Source organism: Providencia sp. PROV269, assembly GCF_028477785.1.
GTDB classification, from domain to species: domain Bacteria; phylum Pseudomonadota; class Gammaproteobacteria; order Enterobacterales; family Enterobacteriaceae; genus Providencia; species Providencia rettgeri.
Window position 1 is genome coordinate 1 of record NZ_JAMPLV010000008.1, and the last position, 21,219, is coordinate 21,219.

The following is a 21,219-nucleotide window of genomic DNA, read 5'->3' on the forward strand; positions in this document are numbered from 1 at the left end:
CGACTCTATTCCTTATGGAGTTCCCTCTTCACGATAAAGAAGGAACTTAAATTAAAGTTGTTAACCGATAAAAATCGATTATTTAGCGTTACGAGCTTCGATTACAGCTTGTGCAACGTTGTTTGGTGCTTCATTGTACTTCAGGAACTCCATAGAGTATGAAGCACGACCTTGTGTCTGAGAACGCAGGTCAGTAGCATAACCGAACATTTCTGACAATGGTACTTGTGCACGAACGACTTTACCAGTAGGCAGGTCATCCATACCTTCAATCATACCACGACGACGGTTCAGGTCACCAATAACATCACCCATGTAGTCTTCTGGTGTTTCCACTTCAACTTTCATGATTGGCTCAAGCAGAACTGGTTTAGCTTTTTTGAAGCCATCTTTAAACGCGATTGAAGCCGCAAGTTTAAACGCCAATTCAGAGGAGTCAACATCATGGTAAGAACCGAAATGTAAACGAACACCCATGTTAACAACCGGGTAACCAGCTAATGGACCAGATTTCAACTGTTCTTGGATACCTTTGTCAACCGCAGGGATGTATTCAGTAGGAATTACACCACCTTTGATGTCGTTGGCAAATTCGTAATCCATTTGAACGCCGTCTTTATCGTTTTTGTTCAGTGGGAACATATCGATAACGACATGACCATACTGACCACGACCACCAGACTGTTTCGCGTGTTTACCTTCGATATCAGTCACTTTCATAGTGATTGCTTCACGGTAAGCAACTTGAGGTTTACCAACGTTCGCTTCAACTTTAAATTCGCGACGCATACGGTCAACCAGAACGTCCAAGTGCAATTCACCCATACCAGCGATGATAGTCTGATTAGTCTCTTCATCACTTGATACGCGGAATGATGGGTCTTCTTGAGCCAGACGGCCTAATGCGATACCCATTTTTTCTTGGTCAGCTTTAGTTTTTGGTTCGATTGCAACAGAGATTACTGGCTCTGGGAATTCCATACGCTCCAGGATGATTGGTGCATCAACCGCACATAAAGTATCACCTGTAGTTACGTCTTTCAGACCGATAGCCGCCGCGATGTCACCAGCGCGAACTTCTTTGATCTCTTCACGTTTGTTAGCGTGCATCTGTACGATACGGCCAAAACGTTCTTTTTTCGATTTCACTGCGTTCAGAACTGTGTCACCTGAGTTAACAACACCAGAGTAAACACGGAAGAACGTTAAGTTACCAACGAATGGGTCGGTTGCAATTTTAAATGCTAATGATGAGAATGGCTCATCATCACTTGCGTGACGCTCTGCAGGAGTGTCTTTACCGTCGTCCAGAATACCATTGATTGCAGGTACATCTGTTGGCGCAGGTAAGTAATCAACAACTGCATCCAGCATCGCCTGAACACCTTTGTTCTTAAATGCAGAACCACAGGTAACCAGAATAATTTCGCTTGCAAGAACACGTTGACGTAATGCAGATTTAATTTCTGCTTCGGTCAGTTCTTCACCGCCCAGATATTTTTCCATCAGTTCTTCTGATGCTTCTGCTGCGGTTTCGATCAGGTTGTTGTGCCACTCTTCAGCAGCTTCTTGCATGTTCGCAGGGATATCTTCGTATTCGAAGGTAACGCCCTGGTCTTCATCGCTCCACTTGATTGCTTTCATTTTCAGCAAGTCAACAACACCAGTGAACGACTCTTCTGCGCCAACTGGTAATTGCAGTGGAACTGCGTTAGCAGCTAAACGTGATTTTAATTGCTCAACAACACGTAAGAAGTTCGCACCCATACGGTCCATTTTGTTAACGAACGCGATACGTGGAACTTTATATTTGTTAGCCTGACGCCATACAGTTTCAGACTGTGGCTGAACACCACCAACCGCACAGTAAACCATTACTGCGCCATCAAGAACACGCATAGAACGTTCTACTTCGATGGTGAAGTCAACGTGTCCTGGGGTGTCGATGATATTGATACGGTGTGGCTCATACTGTTTTGCCATACCAGACCAGAATGCAGTAGTCGCTGCAGATGTGATAGTAATACCACGCTCTTGCTCCTGCTCCATCCAGTCCATTGTTGCAGAACCTTCGTGAGTTTCACCAATTTTATGGTTTACACCAGTATAGAACAGAATACGTTCAGAAGTTGTGGTTTTACCAGCGTCGATGTGTGCACTGATACCGATATTACGATAACGTGCTATGGGCGTTTGACGGGCCATTTTTTCCTCTCTCGTGGGCGTTCAATGCTTCATATAAAGGGTAGCAAATGGCTACCCTGAGATACATCACTAATGTGGGTAAGAAATAATTACCAACGGTAGTGTGCGAACGCCTTGTTAGCTTCTGCCATACGGTGAACGTCTTCACGTTTCTTAACAGCGGAACCTTTGTTCTCAGCAGCGTCTGATAATTCATTTGCCAGGCGAAGCGCCATAGATTTATCACCGCGTTTACGAGCAGCATCAACGATCCAACGCATTGCCAGGGCATTACGACGAACCGGGCGAACTTCAACTGGAACTTGGTAAGTTGAACCACCAACACGGCGGGATTTAACTTCCACAGTCGGACGCACGTTATCTAGTGCTAATTCGAATGCATCAAGTTCAGTTTTACCAGAACGCTGAGCAAGGGTTTCAAGTGCGTTATATACGATTGCTTCAGCAGTAGATTTTTTCCCGTCTACCATCAGGATATTTACAAACTTGGCCAGTAATTCTGATCCGAACTTAGGATCTGGAAGAATTTTACGTTGACCTATTACGCGACGACGTGGCATGGATATGACTCCGTTGTTAATTCAGGTTTGTCCAAAACTCTACGAGAGTATTTTGACATTAAGATTAAAATGTTTGGCCTTACTTAACGGAAATCCATTAAGCCTTAGGTTTTTTCGCGCCGTATTTAGAACGAGCTTGCTTACGGTCTTTAACACCAGAACAGTCCAGTGCGCCGCGAACGGTGTGATAACGCACACCTGGTAAGTCTTTAACACGACCACCACGGATAAGGATAACGGAGTGCTCCTGCAAGTTGTGGCCTTCACCACCGATGTAGGAAGAAACTTCGAAACCATTAGTTAAACGAACACGGCATACTTTACGTAATGCTGAGTTTGGTTTCTTAGGAGTGGTAGTATATACACGAGTACATACGCCACGTTTTTGCGGGCAAGCTTCCAGTGCTGGAACGTTGCTTTTAACAACTTTCGAGCTACGAGATTTGCGTACCAGCTGATTAATAGTTGCCATTATTAAAAAAGCTCCTGGTTTTATTGCTTCGTAAACACGGATTTTGACCTCGTTCGCCAACATGACGATACACGAGGACGCGAAATTTTATTGCTGACTGGCTCAGGTGTCAAGAAATATACAACTTTTAGTGCCTTTATATGGCAAAATGTTGTTTTTGGACTTCTGTTAGCTTCACAAAACCTTGATATGTGATTACAGAAACTGCGGTTGAGAGGGTATTTTGCAACCCGCGAGCATTGATGTCGGCATCCAAAGCGTACAACTGCGCACCTGTTTTTTGTAATGCAATAAGAAAAGGTGACTGTGCGACTGCCGCAACCACGCCATCTTGCATCAGTAAAACTACGTCTTCCGCCGTAATAAAGCCTAGCATCGCAGAAAAATCACATTTAAATGGAGATGTTGCTAATGTATACAGCATAGAAAAGATCCTACTATAGATCAAAACTTAACCCAAGCTCAAAATTCACACAACCGATCAAAAATTAAGCACCACATCACATTCAGCTATTCTCGCTCTGATCTCTTTCTTGTTGAGAATTGTTGGCGTCACGACCCATTTGGTATTTTCCCCTAACCCTCGTTCTTGTAACGAAGAGCTGCAGAGATAAATTTTTTCAATGTCATATAATGGCAATATTTTAAATGTTGCGATGTAATCCCGAGCAAGCACTTCAGCAGGGTGTTGGTTTGCCAGAAGCTGATAGACGCCATCAGAGAGAAAAAACACCTGAATGTCTTCTGTCAGTGCTGAAGTTGCTAATAATGCATCTAGCCCTTCTCGACCACTGGCATTTCCATGGGGCATGGTTGTAAAGACAAAAGCTATTTTTTTCACACGATACCTTGTATTGAGCTGTTCTTAGAATTGAATTGTTCGGTCTGTGGTTATCATCGCTTCCGCAAGGCTTCCTAACCCACTCATTATAAAGCCCTCAGCAAGGTTGGCCGTTGGAAGTGATAAACTTTGCGCTTGTTCTTGGTCAACAACCCCTCGGCGCAAAGCTGCAGAAACACAGATATGCATTTCACACCCTGATTGTTTTGCCAGTTCTTGCCAAGCTGAAACTAAATTGAATTCATCTGTTGCCGGCGAGGTAAGCTGATTCGCATTGAAAACACCTTCACGATAAAAAAATAATGTTTTCAATATATGCCCTTCTTCAAGAAGGGCTTTTGCAAATTGATACGCACTCGCTGCTTGTTGTGTACCGTAAGCGGGACCTGTCACAACTAAGCAGTAGGTTAGCGAATTTGTATTACTCATTCACCGCTCTTGAATTGACGAATATATAAGTAAACCGTGTGCTTAGAAATATTCAGGCGGTCAGCTACTTGGTTGATGGCGTCTTTAATATCAAAAATACCTTTTTCGTATAAGTTAAGAACCACTTGCTTGTTTTTTGCATTATTAGAGACATTACGATCACCACCCACTTCTTCAATCGTATATTCCAATGTTTGCGCGACAAGGTCATCAACTGAAGAGGCAAAGTTCACATCTGAAGTGACTTCTTGTTTAGTTTCTGGAACAAACGATTGAATAATTTCAGAGAACGGTACATCTAAGTTCATATTGATGCATAGTAAGCCAATCACACGTTGCTTACGGTTACGAATCGCAATAGTAACGGATTTCATTAAATCACCGCTTTTCGCTTTCGTAAAATAAGCTTTCGAGACATTCGATTCTTCGTCTGCCATATCGTGCAGCATTCTCAACGCTAGGTCTGTAATCGGTGAGCCGATTTTACGCCCAGTGTGCTGACCATTTGCGATTCTGACTGCAGAGCAGTTTAGGTCTTCTAAGGAGTGAAGAACAATTTCACAGTGCCCACCGATTAGCATTGCCAGACCATCCACAGCAGCTTCATATGATTTTAAAATCTCATGGTCTGTCTCAGAAAAGGGCTGGTTATCCAATATGTTAATATCGCTGAGGTCGTGTGATTGTATAGAATCAGACATTTCAACATCATCCTTCTAATGTAAAAACTCATCCTGTTGACTAAAAAGGCGTTCATTATTCGACTATTTGGCCTTCATTACTTTGTTCGTAGCCAACAATTGTGATGATAAAAAATAAAATAGAGTCTTCTGAAGTTAAAACTCCACGGCGTTGCCGTCAAGCGAATGAATGCAAGACAGTCTGTTTTATCACAAGTTTTAAACAATTTGAGAATTTTTTTTGATGAGAAATACAAAAAAGCCCAACGCATGAATGTGTTGGGCTTCAAAATACACTTAACTAATGCTTAGTGAATCATTATTTAGCAGCAGGTTTGATATCTAATAATTCAACATCAAAGACTAATGTTGAATTTGCAGGGATACCTGGCACGCCATTTTCACCATAAGCTAACTCAGCAGGGATCACTAACTGCATTTTGCCGCCTTTTTTCAGGTTAACTAAACCTTCAGTCCAGCCTTTAATCACTGAATTTAATGGGATAGTCAGTGGCTCGTTACGTGAATATGAGCTATCGAATTCAGTGCCATCAATCAGAGAACCTTTGTAATGAACGACTACAGTTTCGTCTGCTTTAGGTTTTGCACCTGTACCGTCTTTTTCAATTTTGTACAGCAGGCCTGATTTGGTTTTTACAACGCCTTTTTCTTTCGCGTATTTTTCGCGGTACTCAGCACCTTTTTTCTCATTGTTGGCTGATTCTTCTTTCATTTTTTTGTCGGCAGCTTCTTTGACTTGACCTTCAAACTGACGCAATGTTTCCTCAACTTCTGCATCGGTCATTTTGCTTTTGCCGTTAAATGCATCTTGGACACCAGCAAGTAATTGGGCTTTGTCCAAGTTAATACCAATTGTTTTTTGCTCTTCTAAAGAATTCTGCATGTAGCGACCTAAAGACGCACCCAGTGCATACGCATTACGCTCTTCTGCGTTTTTGAATGCGCTGCTTTGTGCTTTGGCTTCCGCTGCCATCACTTGCGGAGCAGCAAAAGTAAATGCTAGCGTAGTTGCTAAAAGGCTTGCCTTAAACAGTGATTTCATCCTAGTCTCCGATAACTTTTATTCGATTATATTCGAATAGCGAACTATTCGTTTTATGGGTAGGGCTCTTTAAGTTTAGACCCCGTTACTCCATTGAGTATTAAAAAAATATAATAACTACTGAGACCACATTAACAAAAAGTCGTTTCGTCGCCTATATCTTTAACTAAAACTTATCTATTGATTTGTAATGTTCAGTTATTATGATGGTTTAATTACGATATAAACGCTTAAGGAGAGTCGGATATGGACTCATCTGATACATTTGAACAACGCTTAGAACTTTTAGAAAGTAAAGTTGCCTTTCAAGAACTGGCGATTGAGCAACTTAACCAGGTTATTACTGACCAGCAAATGCAAATGAGCCGCCTTCAAGAGCATTTACGCATTGTGGCTGAAAGACTGAAATCATCCCAAGATTCTCACTTAGCAAGGCCAGAAGAAGAAACACCACCGCCACACTATTGATTTCAAAGATAAAATTCTTGATTTCAAATACAAAAAAGGAAGCTTTCGCTTCCTTTTTTTACAAACACTAATACAAGGTATTAGTGGCAGCCGCAGCCGCCTTGTTTGTGTCCGTGACCTTCGCCGCCACCGCAGCAACCGCCTTCTGAACCATGGCTATGACCACCACCGCCACAGCAACCACCTTCGTGATCGTGATCATGGTCGTGACCGCCTGCACCATGGACGTGGCCATGTGCAATTTCTTCTTCTGTTGCTTCACGGATAGCCATGACTTCAACATTAAATTTCAGGTTTTGGCCTGCTAACATGTGGTTACCGTCAACGATAACTTCATCACCTTCAATGCCTGTGATTTCGACAGGAACTGGGCCCATGTCAGTGTCAGCTAAGAAACGCATACCCACTTCTAGCTCATCAACACCCATAAATACATCTTTAGGAACACGTTGAACTAAGTTGTCATCGTATTGGCCATATGCATCGTCTGAAGCGACTTCAACATCGAAGTTTTCGCCCACAGAACGACCTTCTAATGCTTTTTCTAAACCTGAAATTAAAGACCCACGACCATGCAAATAGTCCATTGGTGCGCTTGCTGGTGATTCATCAACTAAAACACCGTCTTCTGTTCTTACTTGATAAGCCAAGCTGACCACCAAGTCTTTTGCTACTTTCATGACATCTCCTACTACCCGTAAGGGAAAAATTTTTTGCCAATTGTACCGAAAAACTATGATGATGTATTGAGAATTGACAAATTTCTATTATTCAGGTGTAAAAATTCCAATAACCTGCTCTTTTTGCCTAACATGACCAGTTGCTTCATCCCCTGCTTGGCGTTGTTGATCGCCGCAATTGACACACTCAACGACATCAATTTTATCTTCACGCCACATCATTAATGTGTCTTGTGACTTACACTTAGGGCAAATCGCCCCAGCAATAAAGCGTTTACGTATTGAAGCCATTTCTAACCCTTACTGTTCATTATTCCAACTATGGGGCTGACGATGCTCTCTTTGCATTTCTTTCTCAAAGAGCTCATTAAGTTCACGACGCGCCTCTTTAATGCGTGAAATTTGCCCGCTATCACTATTTTCATTTTCAGGGTAGATATCCCTGAGCATTTTCATGTCTAAACGGCGAAAATGCTGCTTGGCACGATAAGCTTTATGAGGGTGCATCCCCGTACTGACTAAAGCCTTGCTGCCAAGTTCAAGCGCACTCGAGAATGTTTCGCGGCTAAAGTCAGTCACGCCACATTGCAATAGCTCATGAGCCTCAAGACGACCTTTAGCACGAGCAATAATATGCAAGTTAGGGAAGTTTTCTTGGCAAATTTGCACAATTTCCATCACTTCTTCAGGGACATCACTGGTAATCACGATAGATTTGGCTTTATCAGCTCCTGCTGAGCGCAATAATTGCAGTTCACGTGCATCGCCGTAATATACTGTATAGCCGTAGCGGCGCATGGTACTAATCGCCGTAACATCTTGTTCTAGTACTGTAATTTTAACCTTATTGGCCATTAATAATCGGCCAACTACCTGACCCATACGACCAAAACCGACCAAAATAACATGCGGGTCATTATCCTCTACAAACGGTTTTTCACTCGAGGCCGGCTGTTGATTATAACGATAGTTCAAATAAGCATCTATCAATTGCATCACAAGTGGAGTGGTCATCATCGAAAGCGTGACAACCACCAGCAATAAATCCATTTGCCGTTCATTAATCACACTTGCACCAAAGGCGGTTGCATAGATTACAAATGCAAATTCGCCACCTTGGCTAAGCACACCAGAAAATTGCGCTCTCGCACCATTTCGAAGCCTAGCGGCTAAACTCAGTCCGTAAAGTACTAACGCTTTGACAGCGACCAATACTACAACAGCAATCAATACTTGCGGTAAATAGGCCCACAACACATCTAAATTCAATGACATACCTACTGAGATAAAAAATAGCCCCAGTAGCAGACCTTTAAACGGTTCGATATTAATTTCCAATTCATGACGGAATTCTGTTTCCGCTAACATGACCCCTGCCATAAAGGTTCCCAGAGCCATAGAAAACCCAAGGCTTTCCATAATGAGTGCAGAACCTAATACCACCAATAAGGCGGCAGCCGTAAAAATTTCATGAACGCCAGATTTAGCAGCAAGCCTGAACATCGGCCTCAATAAGTAACGGCCAACGACCCATAAGCCTGCGAACGCCACTATCTTCAAACCAATCTTTTGCCAATCACTGGTTGCTGAATCCCCTGCTAACAATGGGATCAGCGCCATAATCGGGATAACGGCCATATCTTGGAATAACAAAACAGAGAAACCGAGTTGCCCACTTTCTTTGTTGGACATCCCTTTTTCGTTCATCAATTGAAGTGCCATTGCCGTTGATGACATCGCCATACCTAATCCACCGACAATAGCCGCTTGCCAAGAGAATTTGGCTAAAAATAGCAGTGACGCCATGATAGCTGCGGTCACGACCACTTGAAGCGTGCCCACACCGAAAATAGAGCGCCTAAGTTCCCATAATTTAGAAGGTTTTAGCTCTAACCCAATAAGAAACATCAGGAACACCACCCCCATTTCGGAGAAGTGTAAAATATCATCAACATTGCGAATAAAGCCGAAAACAAATGGCCCAATCATGATCCCGGCAAGCAAATACCCAAGCACAGCACCTAAGCGGATTTTTTGTGCGATAGGTACCATAACGACCCCTGCACAAAGGAAGATGATAACGGATTCAAATAGCCCCAGTTCTGACATTAGGATAACCCTCCCGCACCTAGCGGTTGCTGCATCCATTGACGGTAGTCATCGATAAGCTGTTCAAAGCGTTCTTTAGGCTGCCGACGTGCTGCATAAATAATGGTTGGTTCTAACCACTGCATATCACACATTAATGCGGTCAATTCAAATGGGCGAAGTATTTCTGTAAGCGGGTAATGATTATACCCATCATGTTGATAAGCGTGGATAGGCTCCCCCGTCGTGATCACCGAGCGCCAATATTTGCCTTTTAATTTCTGGTACCCCACGTCGGTAGCAAAACGGCGAGTTAACACGCGATCAAACCACTCTTTTAATAAAGCAGGGCAACTATAAGTATAGAGAGGATGCTGAAAAACAATGATATCGTGCTGACACAATAATTTTTGCTCCGCGGTAACATCAATAAAATAATCTGGGTAAATTGCGTATAAATCGTGCACAGTCACATGGTCAAAATCACGTACTGCCCCCAATAACGCCTTATTAGCCATCGATTCGTCGGGGTCCGGGTGAGCGTAGACCACCAACACTTTCGGTGTATTTGACATCTTTCCCTCCTCAAAGGCGTGTCAGACGGAACATTTTCCGTTACCATGCAGCCTGCTAAATAGAGTTTACACCCTAAACATTGCAGTCTTTGTATTATTATTCGGGTGTGTAGATTTGGGTAATTTAACATATTTTTAATAGACGGTTGCTATGATTGTTTTCTCTTCACTCCAAATTCGCCGAGGTGTTCGTGTCCTACTGGACAATGCCACTGCGACTATTAACCCCGGCCAAAAAGTTGGTTTAGTGGGTAAAAACGGCTGCGGTAAATCGACGCTTCTTGCGTTATTAAAAGGCGAATTACAAGCTGAAGCAGGTTCTGCAACCTTTCCAAGCAATTGGTCTATGGCATGGGTGAACCAAGAGACTCCCGCGCTTGATGTGCCCGCTCTTGAATATGTCATTGATGGTGATCGCGAGTTCCGAGCCTTAGAACAAAAACTACAGCAAGCCAATGAAAAAAATGATGGCCATGCCATCGCAGTAGTTCATGGGCAGCTTGATGCGATTGATGCATGGACCATTCGTTCTCGCGCCTCCAGTTTGCTACATGGCTTAGGTTTCAGCCAAACACAGCTAGATTCCCCAGTAAAATCATTTTCGGGTGGATGGCGGATGCGTTTGAACCTCGCGCAGGCACTGCTTTGCCGTTCTGACCTGTTGTTACTCGATGAGCCAACCAACCACCTTGATTTAGACGCGGTCATTTGGTTAGAAAAGTGGTTAAAAAGCTACCAAGGCACCCTGATTTTGATTTCCCATGATAGGGATTTCCTCGACCCGATTATTGATAAAGTGCTGCATATCGAACAAGAAACCATGTTCGAATATACGGGTAACTACTCGTCTTTTGAGCGCCAACGTGCGACAAAACTCGCCCAGCAGCAAGCGTTGTATGAAAGCCAACAAGCTAAAGCTGCGCATTTACAAAGTTATATTGACCGCTTTAGAGTGCAAGCCACCAAAGCCAAGCAAGCACAAAGCCGCATTAAGATGCTTGAAAGAATGGAAATGGTCGCACCGGCTCATGTGGATAACCCATTCCATTTTTCATTCCGCAAACCAGAAAGCTTACCGAATCCATTATTAAAAATGGAAAAAGTCAGCGCAGGCTACGGTGAAAAGGTCATTTTGCAATCCATCAAACTGAACTTAGTCCCGGGGTCACGCATTGGTCTGCTCGGGCGTAACGGCGCAGGTAAATCAACTTTAATCAAAATGTTAGCTGGCGACTTACCTCCATTACAGGGAGAAATTTCCCTCGCAAAAGGGATTAAACTCGGTTATTTCGCCCAGCACCAATTAGAGTATTTGCACCCTGAAGAATCCCCCTTGCAGCATCTTGCTCGCCTTGCCCCTGAGCAAACTGAGCAGCAATTACGTGACTATTTAGGTGGTTTCGGTTTTAAAGGTGACCAAGTTACTGACCCAAGTGGCCGTTTTTCTGGTGGAGAAAAAGCGCGCTTAGTTCTCTCTTTAATCGTCTGGCAGCGCCCTAATTTACTGCTGCTCGATGAACCAACTAACCACTTGGACTTAGATATGCGCCAAGCGCTTACTGAAGCCTTAATGGCCTTCGAAGGCGCTTTAGTTGTCGTTTCCCATGATAGGCATTTATTGCGCACCACGACCGATGAACTGTATTTAGTCCACGGCGGTTCTGTAGAGCAGTTTGATGGTGATTTAGAAGATTACCAACAATGGCTAGCTGAGCAAAACAAGCTCGAATTACAGCAAGTGCGTGATCAACAAGAGAAAGATAAACCAGCAGCCGCTGCAACGGTGACGGCACAAGATAGAAAAGATCAAAAACGTCGTGAAGCTGAATTTCGTCAGTTAACTCAGCCTATCCGTAAAAAAATTACGGAATTGGAAAAGCAGATGGATAAACACTCTCATGCCCTGAGTGAGCTTGAAGCAAAACTTTCTGATGCAGCCATCTATGAACAAGATAAAAAAGCTGAATTGACGGAATGTTTGAAAAAACAAACTGAACACAAAGCAGCGCTTGAAGACGTGGAAGTGGAGTGGATGGAATTGCAAGAGCAGTTAGAAACCATGACTAGTGAGTTTGAATTAAATTAATTCGTTATAAAACATCACAATCCATTAAAATCACGAAAAGCTATCTTTTGATAGCTTTTCGTTTTTATCATCACTGAATCTTATTCTTTCACACACATCACATAATACTGGCCATCAATAATTTCAGTGCCTTCGGTTTCGTGTTCAAAACCAGGGAATTCGCTATCCCATGCTTGAAGACTATGTAAATAGCCGATATGTGGGCTATTTTTATCGCCAAAGCTTTCCCCCGATAACAACATTGGGATACCCGGTGGATAGGGAATAATCGAGTTAGCAGCAATACGCCCGGCGAGTTTATCTAAAGGAACCGACTCAACACGGTTAGCAACAATTTCTTGGTAGGCATCGCGCGGGCTCATCATCACTGCAGGGAGTTGTTCATAAGCCTGATTTAGTTGGCCTCCAGGGTTATTTTTTTGTAGATACACAAACATTTTATTCCCTAAATCACGTAGCCCCATCTCACTATAGATCTCAGGAGCCGCTTCAACCACTTCAGGCAATACCTTTTTCAGTGCCGTATTATTGTCATAGTGGCGCTTAAACGACAGCAGCGCATTGACCAATGTCCCCCATTTTCCTTTCGTAATTCCCATCGAAAACAAGAACATAATTTGGAAATCGGTCGTACGGGTTGGCACAATACCATAATGATTTAACCAAGCTGTGACTAAAGCAGCAGGAACTCCGCTATCCAGTAATTTACCGTCATCTCCCATCCCTGGCGACAAGATACTTACCTTAATTGGGTCAAGCATCGCCCAATTTTCAGGGATATCTTTAAAACCATGCCATTTATCTTCAGGATTCATCACCCAGCAGCTTTGCTCTTTCATCAACAGTTCAACAGGGGCATCTTCAAATGCATAGCGTTTACCTGTTGCTGGGTCTTTCACCATTTCTTGATTCCATGGTTTGAAGAACCACTCATCATCATTGATAAATTCTTTGTATAGGAAGCCCAGTGATTGACGGAAGTCGATGGCTTCACGGATGACTTCATCAGTGAGTGAACGCCCACTGTTGCCGTCCATCATATCTGCGGCAATATCATTCGAGGCACAAATTGCATATAGCGGCGAGGTGGTCGCATGCATATGATAAGCTTGGTTAAAACGATTAAAATCAATCGCATTACGGCCATTTCGGACGTGGATAAATGAAGCTTGTGAAAGTGCATTCAATAATTTATGCGTAGAGTGGGTCGCAAAAACGGTAGGTTCATCGTCTTTTCTAGGGTCATCACGCATCGCAAAGTGGTCACGGTAGATAGGGTTAAAGCGCGCGTAGCCGTACCATGCCTCATCAAAATGGATTCTATCCAATGATTCATCAAGCAAATCCTGAACTTTGCGTGCGTGATAGCATACGCCATCGTAAGTACAGTTAGTTACTACACTATATGCGGGACGTTTGCCAATTTTATCCGAAGTTAATGGGTTTTTAGCGATTTTTTCAGTAATCGCTTCCGGTGTCATCTCTTGAGGGTAAATCGGACCAATAATGCCATAACGATTACGGCTTGGCGTCATATAAACCGGTTTTGCTCCAGTTAAAATCAAACCTTGCTCAATAGATTTGTGGCAGTTACGGTCAATGACAACAACGTCATCATCCGTCATACAAGCTTGCATAATCGTTCGGTTCGAACCTGATGTTCCCACGACCACTGAATAAGATTGGTCAGCACCAAAAATACGGGCGGCATTTCTTTCACATTCACCAAATGCGCCGGTATGGTCTAACAGTGACCCCACGGCAACTCGCTCGATACCAATATCGGTACGAAACAAGTTTTCTCCAAAGAAATCATGATAAATGCGGCCCGCGGGGGTTTTGGTGAACCCAACACCGCCCTGATGACCCGGTGCTGCCCATGAATATTCATGTACATCACTGTATTTAATCAAGCTTTTCATCAAAGGGGGCAATAAATTAGCGCGGTAACGGATTATCGCGGCAAGAACTCGGCCTGCGATAAAATCAGCGGAGTCTTCTAAAATCCAAGCAAACTCATCAACTTGCTCCATCATTTTGCGGTCGAATGCCGTCAAAGCTTCTTCACGATCACTTAATAAAAAAACAGGCACATCTTCTTGTCTGCGATGAAGTTGGGTAATTAATTGATGTGCCTGAGTTTGTTCTTGCTTGTCTGACATATCTCGGCCATATAACAAGCAATCAATACTGGTATTTGATCGAATGTATGCCATCCCATCTTCAAAATTACGAATGATCACGGTTTCTACGTGCTCATCTTTAAGTTCACTAGCAAGTCTTGCTACAGCATGGCTAATCACGGAGTCGTCATCGGTTAATTCCGTATAAACTATGAGTGCTCTCATCAATAACTCCCTTTTAACTTTTTAAAATCAAAATACTGATAATATTAGTCTTAACGTAAATAAGGTTTGATTGCAAAGTTATCGATGAGGATTCAAGCCACTAATCACTCATCTAATTTATTAATCACTACTCTTGCATTCATAACTAACGACTTTGCTTTCGCTTCTCGCCGTTGCAATAACGCCATAAAAATCAGGTCAGTAAGCGTATTTTGTGCGGTTCTTGAAGAAATTGATGAACTACGCCATTCATCTTCCTCCGCGATACTTTCAAGAACGTAATCAGCAATTTGCCCCAGTGGTGAATCACAGTCACGCGTAATCGCAATGACACATGCCCCTTGCTTACGTGCAATATTCGCTGCTGTTAGCATGTCTTTACGCTTCCCTGTAAAAGAAATAACGATTTGTACATCATGAGCATTGAGAGTGAGTGCCGCAGCAATTTGCACATGATGGTCTGACTCCACGAGCGTTGTAATACCAATTTTTTGTAATTTATAACTTAAATCTTTTGCAGTTAAGCCTGACCCACCAATACCGACAATCTGTACTCTCTGTGATTGGTCTATTCGCTCAACAATGCGTTCAAACTGTCTGAAATCAATTAATTTTGTTGTTTCTGTAATTGAATGATTTTTCTCCATTGCCAATTTCTGAGCAACAACCATCAAGTTATCATCAGGTGCAATGCGGTTATGTAAAGCGGAATGAGGTGCTCCCTCTTTCAGTTGCTGGCGTCCAATAATCTCACTAAGTGCAAGTTTCAAGGCGGGATACCCCTTCACCCCGACTTTTTGACTAAACTTAACGATGGCAGATTGGCTGACATCTAAAATTTCTGCTAATTGCTGAGACGATAAATTCAGTACATTTTCGGGATTTTCAAGGATAAATTGTGCAATTTTACGTTGATTTTCTGCTAATCGCGGTAGTGAGTAAGTAATGATGTCCAATAATGTCATGGTGACCTCTAATAATAGTTGTAATAGCCAGACCTATAGATAAAAAAATAATAATAAATTATTCCTCAACCAAGTCACTGATGCCTGATAAATAATACTTACAATTCAAAGAGTCGTAACTTTAGTCCGTAAAATAAATCACAAAATATTCTTGTATATTCACAAGATAGAATAGATAGCACCGTGATATTAGTCACATATAAGGAATAAATAATTCCTTAATATTAGCCCAATAACTGATCTAGGAGCAATTTTTATGACTATCGACTTAAGCAAAATGGTAACTGAAAGCCGTAATGCAGCCAGTACTAATATCGACCAACTATCAACGGCTGAAATGCTAAAGGTCATTAATAATGAGGACAAACTCGTTCCGTTAGCGGTTGAAAAAGTGCTCCCTGAAATTGCCCAACTGGTTGATAAAGTCGCAGCAGCCTTTTTAAAAGGCGGTCGTCTGATTTACTCAGGCGCAGGAACCTCTGGCCGTTTAGGAATTCTTGATGCCAGTGAATGCCCGCCGACTTATGGAACGCCCCATGAGCAAGTTGTTGGTTTAATCGCCGGTGGTCATCAGGCTATCTTCCGTGCCGTAGAAAATGCAGAAGATAAACCTGAACTTGGCGAACAAGACCTCAAAGACATTCAATTCAATGATAATGATGTGTTAGTGGGTATCGCAGCGAGTGGCCGAACACCTTATGTATTAGGAGCTTTAGCATACGCGAATGCTATTGGTGCAACCACAGCTGCCATTAGCTGTAACCCAAATAGCCCAATTGCCAATGCCGCAGATATTGCTATCACTCCCGTTGTCGGTGCAGAAGTTGTCACAGGCTCTTCACGCATGAAAGCAGGAACTGCACAAAAATTGGTACTCAATATGATCACCACTGGGGCAATGATCCGCATCGGAAAGGTGTTTGGTAATTTAATGGTTGATGTTGAAGCGACAAACGCCAAACTCATTGAAAGACAAACAAAAATTGTGATGGAAGCGACCGACTGTGACCGAACTACTGCAGAAACCGCCCTTCAACAATGTAATCGACACTGCAAAACTGCCATTTTAATGGTGCTATCGGGCTTGAATGCCGATGATGCACGTCAACTGCTCTTAGACAACAACGGTTTTATTCGTACGGCACTCAATATGGCCTCATCCGCCTAATTTGCGGATTTTAATGGGATAAATAGTATGGCTAAAATAACAATAGAAATGATACAGCAGGTCCTACAACACGTTGGAGGACGCCGTAATATTAAATTAGCGGGTAACTGTATGACCCGTTTGCGCCTCACACTCAACGATGACCAACTAGTCGATAAAGCTGCACTCAAACAAATCGCAGGGGTGCTTGGTGTCATTGAGAGTGATGAACAGCTGCAAGTGATCCTTGGCCCGGGTAAAGCACAAACTGCCGCAGACTTAATGAACCAACTGTTGGATAGTGGTGAAGAGGATAGCCATGAGGCAACAACCCAGCCTCAGGATTTAAACGACATTGCCTCCGCAAATAAGCAGCAACTGAAAAAGAAACAAACCAGTGCCGTTCATCGGTTTTTATCCAAATTTGCCACGATATTTACACCGTTAATTCCGGGCTTTATTGCTGCCGGCCTACTATTAGGCTTTGCAACTCTAGCGAAACAAACCTATTTCCCAGCAGGGCTTCCAACAAAGCCTGAAGAGCAGACCCTACTCGTACATACTATTTTATATATGTCAGTATTTAGCAAAGGGCTGTTTAGCTTTCTAAGCATTCTCATTGGTTATAATACTCAAAAAGCCTTTGGCGGTAGCGCGGTAAATGGTGCCATCATTGCTTCATTGTTTGTTCTTGGATATAACCCTGAAATAGCCAAAGGGTTCTATTCTGACATGAATAGCTTTTTCGGGTTGGCTATCGACCCAAGAGGTAACATTATTGGGGTATTGATTGCGTGTATTTTTGGCGCATGGGTTGAAAAACAGGTACGCAAAATTATCCCAGCTAACCTTGATATGATTTTAACCTCAACAATTACCTTATTAATTGTTGGTGCTGCTGTGTTTATCTTTATCATGCCTATTGGGAGCTGGTTATTCTCTGGCATGTCATGGCTGTTTGTTCATTTAAGCAGCAACCCATTCGGAACTGCCATACTTGCTGGGCTATTCTTAATTGCAGTCATGTTTGGCGTGCACCAAGGTTTTGTTCCGGTATATATGGCACTCGTTGAAACTCAAGGTTTTAACTCACTCTTCCCTATCCTAGCGATGGCAGGTGGTGGCCAAGTTGGTGCAGCAATGGCGTTGTATGTTAAAGCCGCAAAAGATTCGGTGTTACGCAATCAGATTCGTGGGGCTATCATTCCAGGTTTCTTAGGTGTCGGTGAACCACTTATTTACGGTGTAACTCTTCCGCGGATGAAGCCATTTGTCACCGCATGTTTAGGTGGTGCCGCAGGCGGTTTCTTTGTTGGGCTAGTGGCTTGGATGGGTTTACCGGTTGGTTTGAATACCGTCTTTGGCCCTTCTGGCTTAGTCGCTATCCCAATGATGACGTCAGCTGATGGGGTGTTCCCTGGAATGTTAGTTTATGTGGGCGGGTTATTCACATCCTACTTATTCGGTTTTATTTTTACTTATTTTTTCGGAACTAAGAACGTCGATTTAGACTAATCGCCTCCCTTACATGTAAAAAGCAGCCCATGGGCTGCTTTTTGATGAGTCATATAAACTGCACTTTTATCAGAAAATCATTCCAACCAAATCAGGGGAACGCACAAAGCCGTTAAAATCCCCATTACCCAGTTAAAAATAAACCAAGCACGGCGGCTACGCAAAAATAGGCTGATTAATGAACCAAACCCCATCCAGATTAAACCCGCCACTAAGTTAACCACCACAAATGCGATACTCATCATTAAAATAGATTGAGTAAATAACTCACCGGGTAAGCTAAATCCCCCTACGGCTCCCAAACCCATCATCCATGCTTTCGGGTTTAAAAACTGCAATAAGCCACCTTGATACCAAGTCACGCTTTTCGCAACTTCGCTATTCGTCTTCAGTGGTGCATAATTTGCCGTCGCTGTTTTCCATGCGAGCCATAACAGGTAGATGCTTCCGGCGACTTTTAAGGCGATATGAATCGCAGGATAGAGCAATAAAAGTGCAGCAATACCGAATGCAGAAAGATAAAGTATGGACTGCATCCCTAACATAATACCAAGGCATAATGTAATCGTATGGCGAAAACCGTAGTTTGCTGCACTTGACGTTAGCAACATATTGTTAGGGCCGGGTGTGACTGCTGCAATGAATAAAAACGTAAAAAGAGAAAAAATCAGCCCCAGTGTCATTTATAATTTAGCCTCAAACTCAAATTTGTTTACTTGCATCACAAAAAAATAACAGTATGTTATGTGACTCACAAGAGTCTCCATTAAATAAAAATAAGGCTATGTCAGAAAACTTTCGTCCAATAAGTTGGGCTAAAAATCCACACCTCCAAACATTACTGCCAAGGATTTTCCGTAGAACACCGAAAATCAAACCTATATGGCAACGGCTTGAATTGCCTGATGGCGATTTTATCGATCTCGCTTGGAGTGAAAAACCCGAGCTAGCAGCGCATAAACCACGATTAGTGATTTTCCATGGTCTAGAAGGTAATTTTAAAAGCCCTTACGCTCACGGAATGCTAGAAACTGCCCAAAAACATGGTTGGTTGGGTGTGATTATGCATTTTCGCGGTTGTAGTGGTGAACCCAATCGCCAACAGCGAATTTACCATTCAGGTGAAACCAGTGATGCTCGCTATTTTCTCCGCTGGTTGAAACAAACCTATGGTGATGCGCCAACCGCCGCAGTTGGTTATTCTCTTGGTGGCAATATGTTAGCCTGCTATTTAGCTGAAAGCGGTCAAAATGCAGATGTCGATGCGGGTGTTGTTGTTTCAGCTCCTTTGATGTTAGAAGCCTGCTCTTTACGCATGGAAAAAGGCATCTCTCAGTTCTATCAACGTTACTTACTAAATGGCTTGAAACGCAATGCCACCCGGAAATTAGTCCGTTATCCAGGCTCATTACCCTTAAACCTCTTACAATTGAAGCAGCTTAAGCGGATCCGTGAGTTTGATGATGTGATTACTGCTCGTATTCATGGATTTGATGATGCGACAGATTATTATCAAAAATGCAGTGCATTACCCAAGTTAGCTTATATCACTAAACCAACGTTAATTATTCACGCCAAAGATGACCCATTTATGGCGCCTGAAGTTGTTCCTGATTTATCATTTTTACCCCACAATGTGGAATACCAAATGACAGAACATGGCGGGCACGTCGGCTTTGTGAGCGGTACATTCAGAAAACCGCAAATGTGGTTAGAAAGCCGTATTCCTCAATGGCTAACCCCTTATTTAGATAAGGAAATAATGTGATTATTCCTTGGCAAGAACTTGAGCCTGAAACATTGGAAAACCTGATTGAGAGCTACGTATTGCGTGAGGGAACCGACTACGGCTCCCATGAAAAAAGCCTGCAAGATAAGGTTAACGATGTGAAACGGCAGTTAGTTTCTGGCGAAATTGTGCTAGTCTGGTCTGAATTGCATGAATCGGTTAATTTCATGCCTAAGGGAAGTTTTTCTGTATGATGTTTTTATTCCATGGTTCATTTTTACGTCATCTTTTGTCATAAAAAAGTTGCGTTTTTTCCAACATAATCATGTCGTAAAACCATCAAATAAGGCTCACAACCCTAACACCCGTTAATCCGCTTCATGCACTATTGATTAAAATAGTGCTTATAAGCGCAGCACAGGGAGTCCACGATGTCCAAAAAGCACCCAATTATTGCTATCACCGGTTCGAGCGGTGCTGGCACAACGTCAACTAGCCAAGCATTTCGTAAAGTTTTTCACCAATTAAATATCCAGCCTGCAACATTAGAAGGGGATAGTTTTCACCGCTATACACGCCCTGAAATGGATATGGCTATCCGTAAAGCCAGAGAACAAGGCCGGCACATCAGTTACTTTGGCCCCGAAGCGAATGATTTTGCTTTGCTTGAACAAACCTTAGTTGACTATGCAAAAACGGGTTGTGGGCAATCCCGTAAATATCTACATACTTATGATGAAGCGGTACCTTATGGCTTGCAGCCCGGGACATTTACCCCTTGGGAACCGCTGCCAGATAAAACGGATATTTTGTTTTATGAGGGGCTACATGGCGGTGTTGTCACACCGGAACATAATGTCGCACAACATGTTGATTTACTTGTCGGTGTTGTCCCTATAGTCAACCTAGAATGGATCCAAAAATTAATCCGTGATACGACAGAGCGAGGGCACTCCCGTGAAGCCGTTATGGACTCTGTCGTGCGTTCTATGGGCGACTATATTAATTACATCACGCCACAATTTTCTCGCACTCACATCAATTTTCAACGCGTTCCGACGGTAGATACCTCCAACCCATTTTCGGCTAAAGCCATTCCATCACAAGATGAAAGCTTTATTGTGATCCGCTTTCGTGGGCTAGAGCAAATTGATTTCCCCTATTTGCTATCAATGATATCTGGCTCTTTCATTTCTGCAATGAATACAATTGTCGTCCCCGGAGGAAAACTAGGTTTAGCCATGGAATTAATTATGGCGCCAATAGTCGAAAAACTAATTAATCAAAAGGACAACAATTAAATTATTTTTTGATTAATAAATAAGATGCTTATCATTAATTAAGGTAAGCATCTTTTAATTCAAATAT

22 protein-coding genes are annotated in these 21,219 nt (G+C 42.8%); 7 read left to right on the top strand and 15 right to left on the bottom strand.

Annotated features, from left to right (window positions below; all coding sequences use genetic code 11):
• Nucleotides 1-78: 78 nt before the first annotated feature.
• The 8 genes from fusA to fkpA form a co-directional block, all read right to left on the bottom strand.
• Complete coding sequence (gene fusA, locus PR683_RS13395; protein WP_109912909.1) at nucleotides 79-2,205, bottom strand: elongation factor G; 2,127 nt, start codon at nucleotides 2,203-2,205, stop codon at nucleotides 79-81.
• An 89-nt stretch (nucleotides 2,206-2,294) separates the two neighbouring features.
• Nucleotides 2,295-2,765 (bottom strand): 30S ribosomal protein S7, encoded by a 471-nt coding sequence (rpsG, locus tag PR683_RS13400; protein WP_004262486.1) that lies wholly within the window; start codon nucleotides 2,763-2,765, stop codon nucleotides 2,295-2,297.
• Between the two features lie 97 nt (nucleotides 2,766-2,862).
• Nucleotides 2,863-3,237 (bottom strand): 30S ribosomal protein S12, encoded by a 375-nt coding sequence (gene rpsL, locus PR683_RS13405; protein WP_004265905.1) that lies wholly within the window; start codon nucleotides 3,235-3,237, stop codon nucleotides 2,863-2,865.
• Nucleotides 3,238-3,373: 136 nt separating this feature from the next.
• Nucleotides 3,374-3,661, bottom strand: coding sequence for a sulfurtransferase complex subunit TusB (gene tusB / locus PR683_RS13410; RefSeq protein WP_004265906.1), 288 nt, complete (start codon nucleotides 3,659-3,661; stop codon nucleotides 3,374-3,376).
• A 57-nt stretch (nucleotides 3,662-3,718) separates the two neighbouring features.
• On the bottom strand, nucleotides 3,719-4,078 hold the full coding sequence (gene tusC / locus PR683_RS13415) for a sulfurtransferase complex subunit TusC (RefSeq protein ID WP_109912908.1): 360 nt from the start codon (nucleotides 4,076-4,078) through the stop codon (nucleotides 3,719-3,721).
• A 24-nt stretch (nucleotides 4,079-4,102) separates the two neighbouring features.
• Entirely contained in the window at nucleotides 4,103-4,507 is a 405-nt protein-coding gene (gene tusD, locus PR683_RS13420; protein ID WP_115166426.1) for a sulfurtransferase complex subunit TusD, read from the bottom strand.
• The gene (locus tag PR683_RS13425) at nucleotides 4,504-5,208 is read right to left on the bottom strand and encodes a helix-turn-helix transcriptional regulator (RefSeq protein ID WP_004262503.1); all 705 of its coding nucleotides are present in this window, start codon (nucleotides 5,206-5,208) and stop codon (nucleotides 4,504-4,506) included. Before PR683_RS13425 ends, tusD begins: the two co-directional genes overlap by 4 nt.
• A gap of 298 nt (nucleotides 5,209-5,506) precedes the next feature.
• On the bottom strand, nucleotides 5,507-6,250 hold the full coding sequence (gene fkpA / locus PR683_RS13430) for an FKBP-type peptidyl-prolyl cis-trans isomerase (RefSeq protein ID WP_004262506.1): 744 nt from the start codon (nucleotides 6,248-6,250) through the stop codon (nucleotides 5,507-5,509).
• 246 nt (nucleotides 6,251-6,496) lie between these two features.
• On the opposite strand from fkpA, the gene PR683_RS13435 reads away from it, so the two are divergent.
• Nucleotides 6,497-6,718 carry a SlyX family protein gene (locus tag PR683_RS13435; RefSeq protein WP_004262507.1) on the top strand — a complete coding sequence of 74 codons (222 nt, stop codon included), beginning with the start codon at nucleotides 6,497-6,499 and terminating at the stop codon, nucleotides 6,716-6,718.
• 80 nt (nucleotides 6,719-6,798) lie between these two features.
• Here the strand turns inward: PR683_RS13435 and slyD are convergent, their stop codons facing one another.
• From slyD to kefG, 4 genes are all read right to left on the bottom strand, one after another.
• Nucleotides 6,799-7,398 (bottom strand): peptidylprolyl isomerase, encoded by a 600-nt coding sequence (gene slyD / locus PR683_RS13440; protein ID WP_004265922.1) that lies wholly within the window; start codon nucleotides 7,396-7,398, stop codon nucleotides 6,799-6,801.
• An 87-nt stretch (nucleotides 7,399-7,485) separates the two neighbouring features.
• Nucleotides 7,486-7,689, bottom strand: a complete 204-nt coding sequence (locus tag PR683_RS13445; protein WP_004265924.1) for a YheV family putative zinc ribbon protein — start codon at nucleotides 7,687-7,689, stop codon at nucleotides 7,486-7,488.
• Between the two features lie 9 nt (nucleotides 7,690-7,698).
• Nucleotides 7,699-9,507 (bottom strand): glutathione-regulated potassium-efflux system protein KefB, encoded by a 1,809-nt coding sequence (kefB, locus tag PR683_RS13450; protein WP_004265926.1) that lies wholly within the window; start codon nucleotides 9,505-9,507, stop codon nucleotides 7,699-7,701.
• Entirely contained in the window at nucleotides 9,507-10,061 is a 555-nt protein-coding gene (gene kefG / locus PR683_RS13455; RefSeq protein ID WP_004265928.1) for a glutathione-regulated potassium-efflux system ancillary protein KefG, read from the bottom strand. The genes kefB and kefG overlap by 1 nt, the downstream gene beginning before the upstream one ends.
• A gap of 151 nt (nucleotides 10,062-10,212) precedes the next feature.
• Between kefG and PR683_RS13460 the strand changes: the two genes are divergently transcribed.
• Entirely contained in the window at nucleotides 10,213-12,147 is a 1,935-nt protein-coding gene (locus PR683_RS13460; RefSeq protein ID WP_164528299.1) for an ABC transporter ATP-binding protein, read from the top strand.
• An 80-nt stretch (nucleotides 12,148-12,227) separates the two neighbouring features.
• Here the strand turns inward: PR683_RS13460 and adiA are convergent, their stop codons facing one another.
• Both adiA and PR683_RS13470 read right to left on the bottom strand, forming a co-directional pair.
• A complete protein-coding gene (gene adiA / locus PR683_RS13465; RefSeq protein WP_042851454.1) occupies nucleotides 12,228-14,495 on the bottom strand; it encodes an arginine decarboxylase in 2,268 nt (755 codons plus the stop codon).
• Between the two features lie 104 nt (nucleotides 14,496-14,599).
• Entirely contained in the window at nucleotides 14,600-15,460 is an 861-nt protein-coding gene (locus tag PR683_RS13470; protein ID WP_004265935.1) for a MurR/RpiR family transcriptional regulator, read from the bottom strand.
• Nucleotides 15,461-15,716: 256 nt separating this feature from the next.
• On the opposite strand from PR683_RS13470, the gene murQ reads away from it, so the two are divergent.
• Both murQ and murP read left to right on the top strand, forming a co-directional pair.
• Entirely contained in the window at nucleotides 15,717-16,628 is a 912-nt protein-coding gene (gene murQ / locus PR683_RS13475; protein WP_110731454.1) for an N-acetylmuramic acid 6-phosphate etherase, read from the top strand.
• A 27-nt stretch (nucleotides 16,629-16,655) separates the two neighbouring features.
• Nucleotides 16,656-18,122, top strand: a complete 1,467-nt coding sequence (gene murP, locus PR683_RS13480; protein ID WP_109912903.1) for a PTS N-acetylmuramic acid transporter subunit IIBC — start codon at nucleotides 16,656-16,658, stop codon at nucleotides 18,120-18,122.
• Nucleotides 18,123-18,199: 77 nt separating this feature from the next.
• Here murP and PR683_RS13485 read toward each other — a convergent pair whose 3' ends face one another.
• Nucleotides 18,200-18,805 (bottom strand): LysE family translocator, encoded by a 606-nt coding sequence (locus PR683_RS13485; RefSeq protein WP_004265943.1) that lies wholly within the window; start codon nucleotides 18,803-18,805, stop codon nucleotides 18,200-18,202.
• 101 nt (nucleotides 18,806-18,906) lie between these two features.
• On the opposite strand from PR683_RS13485, the gene PR683_RS13490 reads away from it, so the two are divergent.
• The 3 genes from PR683_RS13490 to PR683_RS13500 all read left to right on the top strand — a co-directional run bounded on the left by PR683_RS13490 (nucleotide 18,907) and on the right by PR683_RS13500 (nucleotide 21,152).
• The gene (locus PR683_RS13490) at nucleotides 18,907-19,890 is read left to right on the top strand and encodes a hydrolase (RefSeq protein ID WP_004265945.1); all 984 of its coding nucleotides are present in this window, start codon (nucleotides 18,907-18,909) and stop codon (nucleotides 19,888-19,890) included.
• Nucleotides 19,887-20,105, top strand: coding sequence for a YheU family protein (locus PR683_RS13495; protein ID WP_004262551.1), 219 nt, complete (start codon nucleotides 19,887-19,889; stop codon nucleotides 20,103-20,105). The genes PR683_RS13490 and PR683_RS13495 overlap by 4 nt, the downstream gene beginning before the upstream one ends.
• Before the next feature lie 177 nt (nucleotides 20,106-20,282).
• Complete coding sequence (locus tag PR683_RS13500) at nucleotides 20,283-21,152, top strand: phosphoribulokinase (RefSeq protein ID WP_110731455.1); 870 nt, start codon at nucleotides 20,283-20,285, stop codon at nucleotides 21,150-21,152.
• Nucleotides 21,153-21,219 lie beyond the last annotated feature (67 nt).

What these genes read in the sequence shown, in the direction of transcription:
- PR683_RS13460 (WP_164528299.1), top strand. Translation starts at nt 10,213, where the DNA reads ATGATTGTTTTCTCTTCACTCCAAATTCGCCGAGGTGTTCGTGTCCTA.
- PR683_RS13425 (WP_004262503.1), bottom strand. Translation starts at nt 5,208, where the DNA reads ATGTCTGATTCTATACAATCACACGACCTCAGCGATATTAACATATTG.
- PR683_RS13500 (WP_110731455.1), top strand. Translation starts at nt 20,283, where the DNA reads ATGTCCAAAAAGCACCCAATTATTGCTATCACCGGTTCGAGCGGTGCT.
- fusA (WP_109912909.1), bottom strand. Translation starts at nt 2,205, where the DNA reads ATGGCCCGTCAAACGCCCATAGCACGTTATCGTAATATCGGTATCAGT.
- tusB (WP_004265906.1), bottom strand. Translation starts at nt 3,661, where the DNA reads ATGCTGTATACATTAGCAACATCTCCATTTAAATGTGATTTTTCTGCG.
- PR683_RS13485 (WP_004265943.1), bottom strand. Translation starts at nt 18,805, where the DNA reads ATGACACTGGGGCTGATTTTTTCTCTTTTTACGTTTTTATTCATTGCA.
- rpsL (WP_004265905.1), bottom strand. Translation starts at nt 3,237, where the DNA reads ATGGCAACTATTAATCAGCTGGTACGCAAATCTCGTAGCTCGAAAGTT.
- adiA (WP_042851454.1), bottom strand. Translation starts at nt 14,495, where the DNA reads ATGAGAGCACTCATAGTTTATACGGAATTAACCGATGACGACTCCGTG.
- kefG (WP_004265928.1), bottom strand. Translation starts at nt 10,061, where the DNA reads ATGTCAAATACACCGAAAGTGTTGGTGGTCTACGCTCACCCGGACCCC.
- murP (WP_109912903.1), top strand. Translation starts at nt 16,656, where the DNA reads ATGGCTAAAATAACAATAGAAATGATACAGCAGGTCCTACAACACGTT.
- fkpA (WP_004262506.1), bottom strand. Translation starts at nt 6,250, where the DNA reads ATGAAATCACTGTTTAAGGCAAGCCTTTTAGCAACTACGCTAGCATTT.
- murQ (WP_110731454.1), top strand. Translation starts at nt 15,717, where the DNA reads ATGACTATCGACTTAAGCAAAATGGTAACTGAAAGCCGTAATGCAGCC.
- slyD (WP_004265922.1), bottom strand. Translation starts at nt 7,398, where the DNA reads ATGAAAGTAGCAAAAGACTTGGTGGTCAGCTTGGCTTATCAAGTAAGA.
- kefB (WP_004265926.1), bottom strand. Translation starts at nt 9,507, where the DNA reads ATGTCAGAACTGGGGCTATTTGAATCCGTTATCATCTTCCTTTGTGCA.
- PR683_RS13435 (WP_004262507.1), top strand. Translation starts at nt 6,497, where the DNA reads ATGGACTCATCTGATACATTTGAACAACGCTTAGAACTTTTAGAAAGT.
- PR683_RS13445 (WP_004265924.1), bottom strand. Translation starts at nt 7,689, where the DNA reads ATGGCTTCAATACGTAAACGCTTTATTGCTGGGGCGATTTGCCCTAAG.
- tusD (WP_115166426.1), bottom strand. Translation starts at nt 4,507, where the DNA reads ATGAGTAATACAAATTCGCTAACCTACTGCTTAGTTGTGACAGGTCCC.
- PR683_RS13490 (WP_004265945.1), top strand. Translation starts at nt 18,907, where the DNA reads ATGTCAGAAAACTTTCGTCCAATAAGTTGGGCTAAAAATCCACACCTC.
- PR683_RS13470 (WP_004265935.1), bottom strand. Translation starts at nt 15,460, where the DNA reads ATGACATTATTGGACATCATTACTTACTCACTACCGCGATTAGCAGAA.
- rpsG (WP_004262486.1), bottom strand. Translation starts at nt 2,765, where the DNA reads ATGCCACGTCGTCGCGTAATAGGTCAACGTAAAATTCTTCCAGATCCT.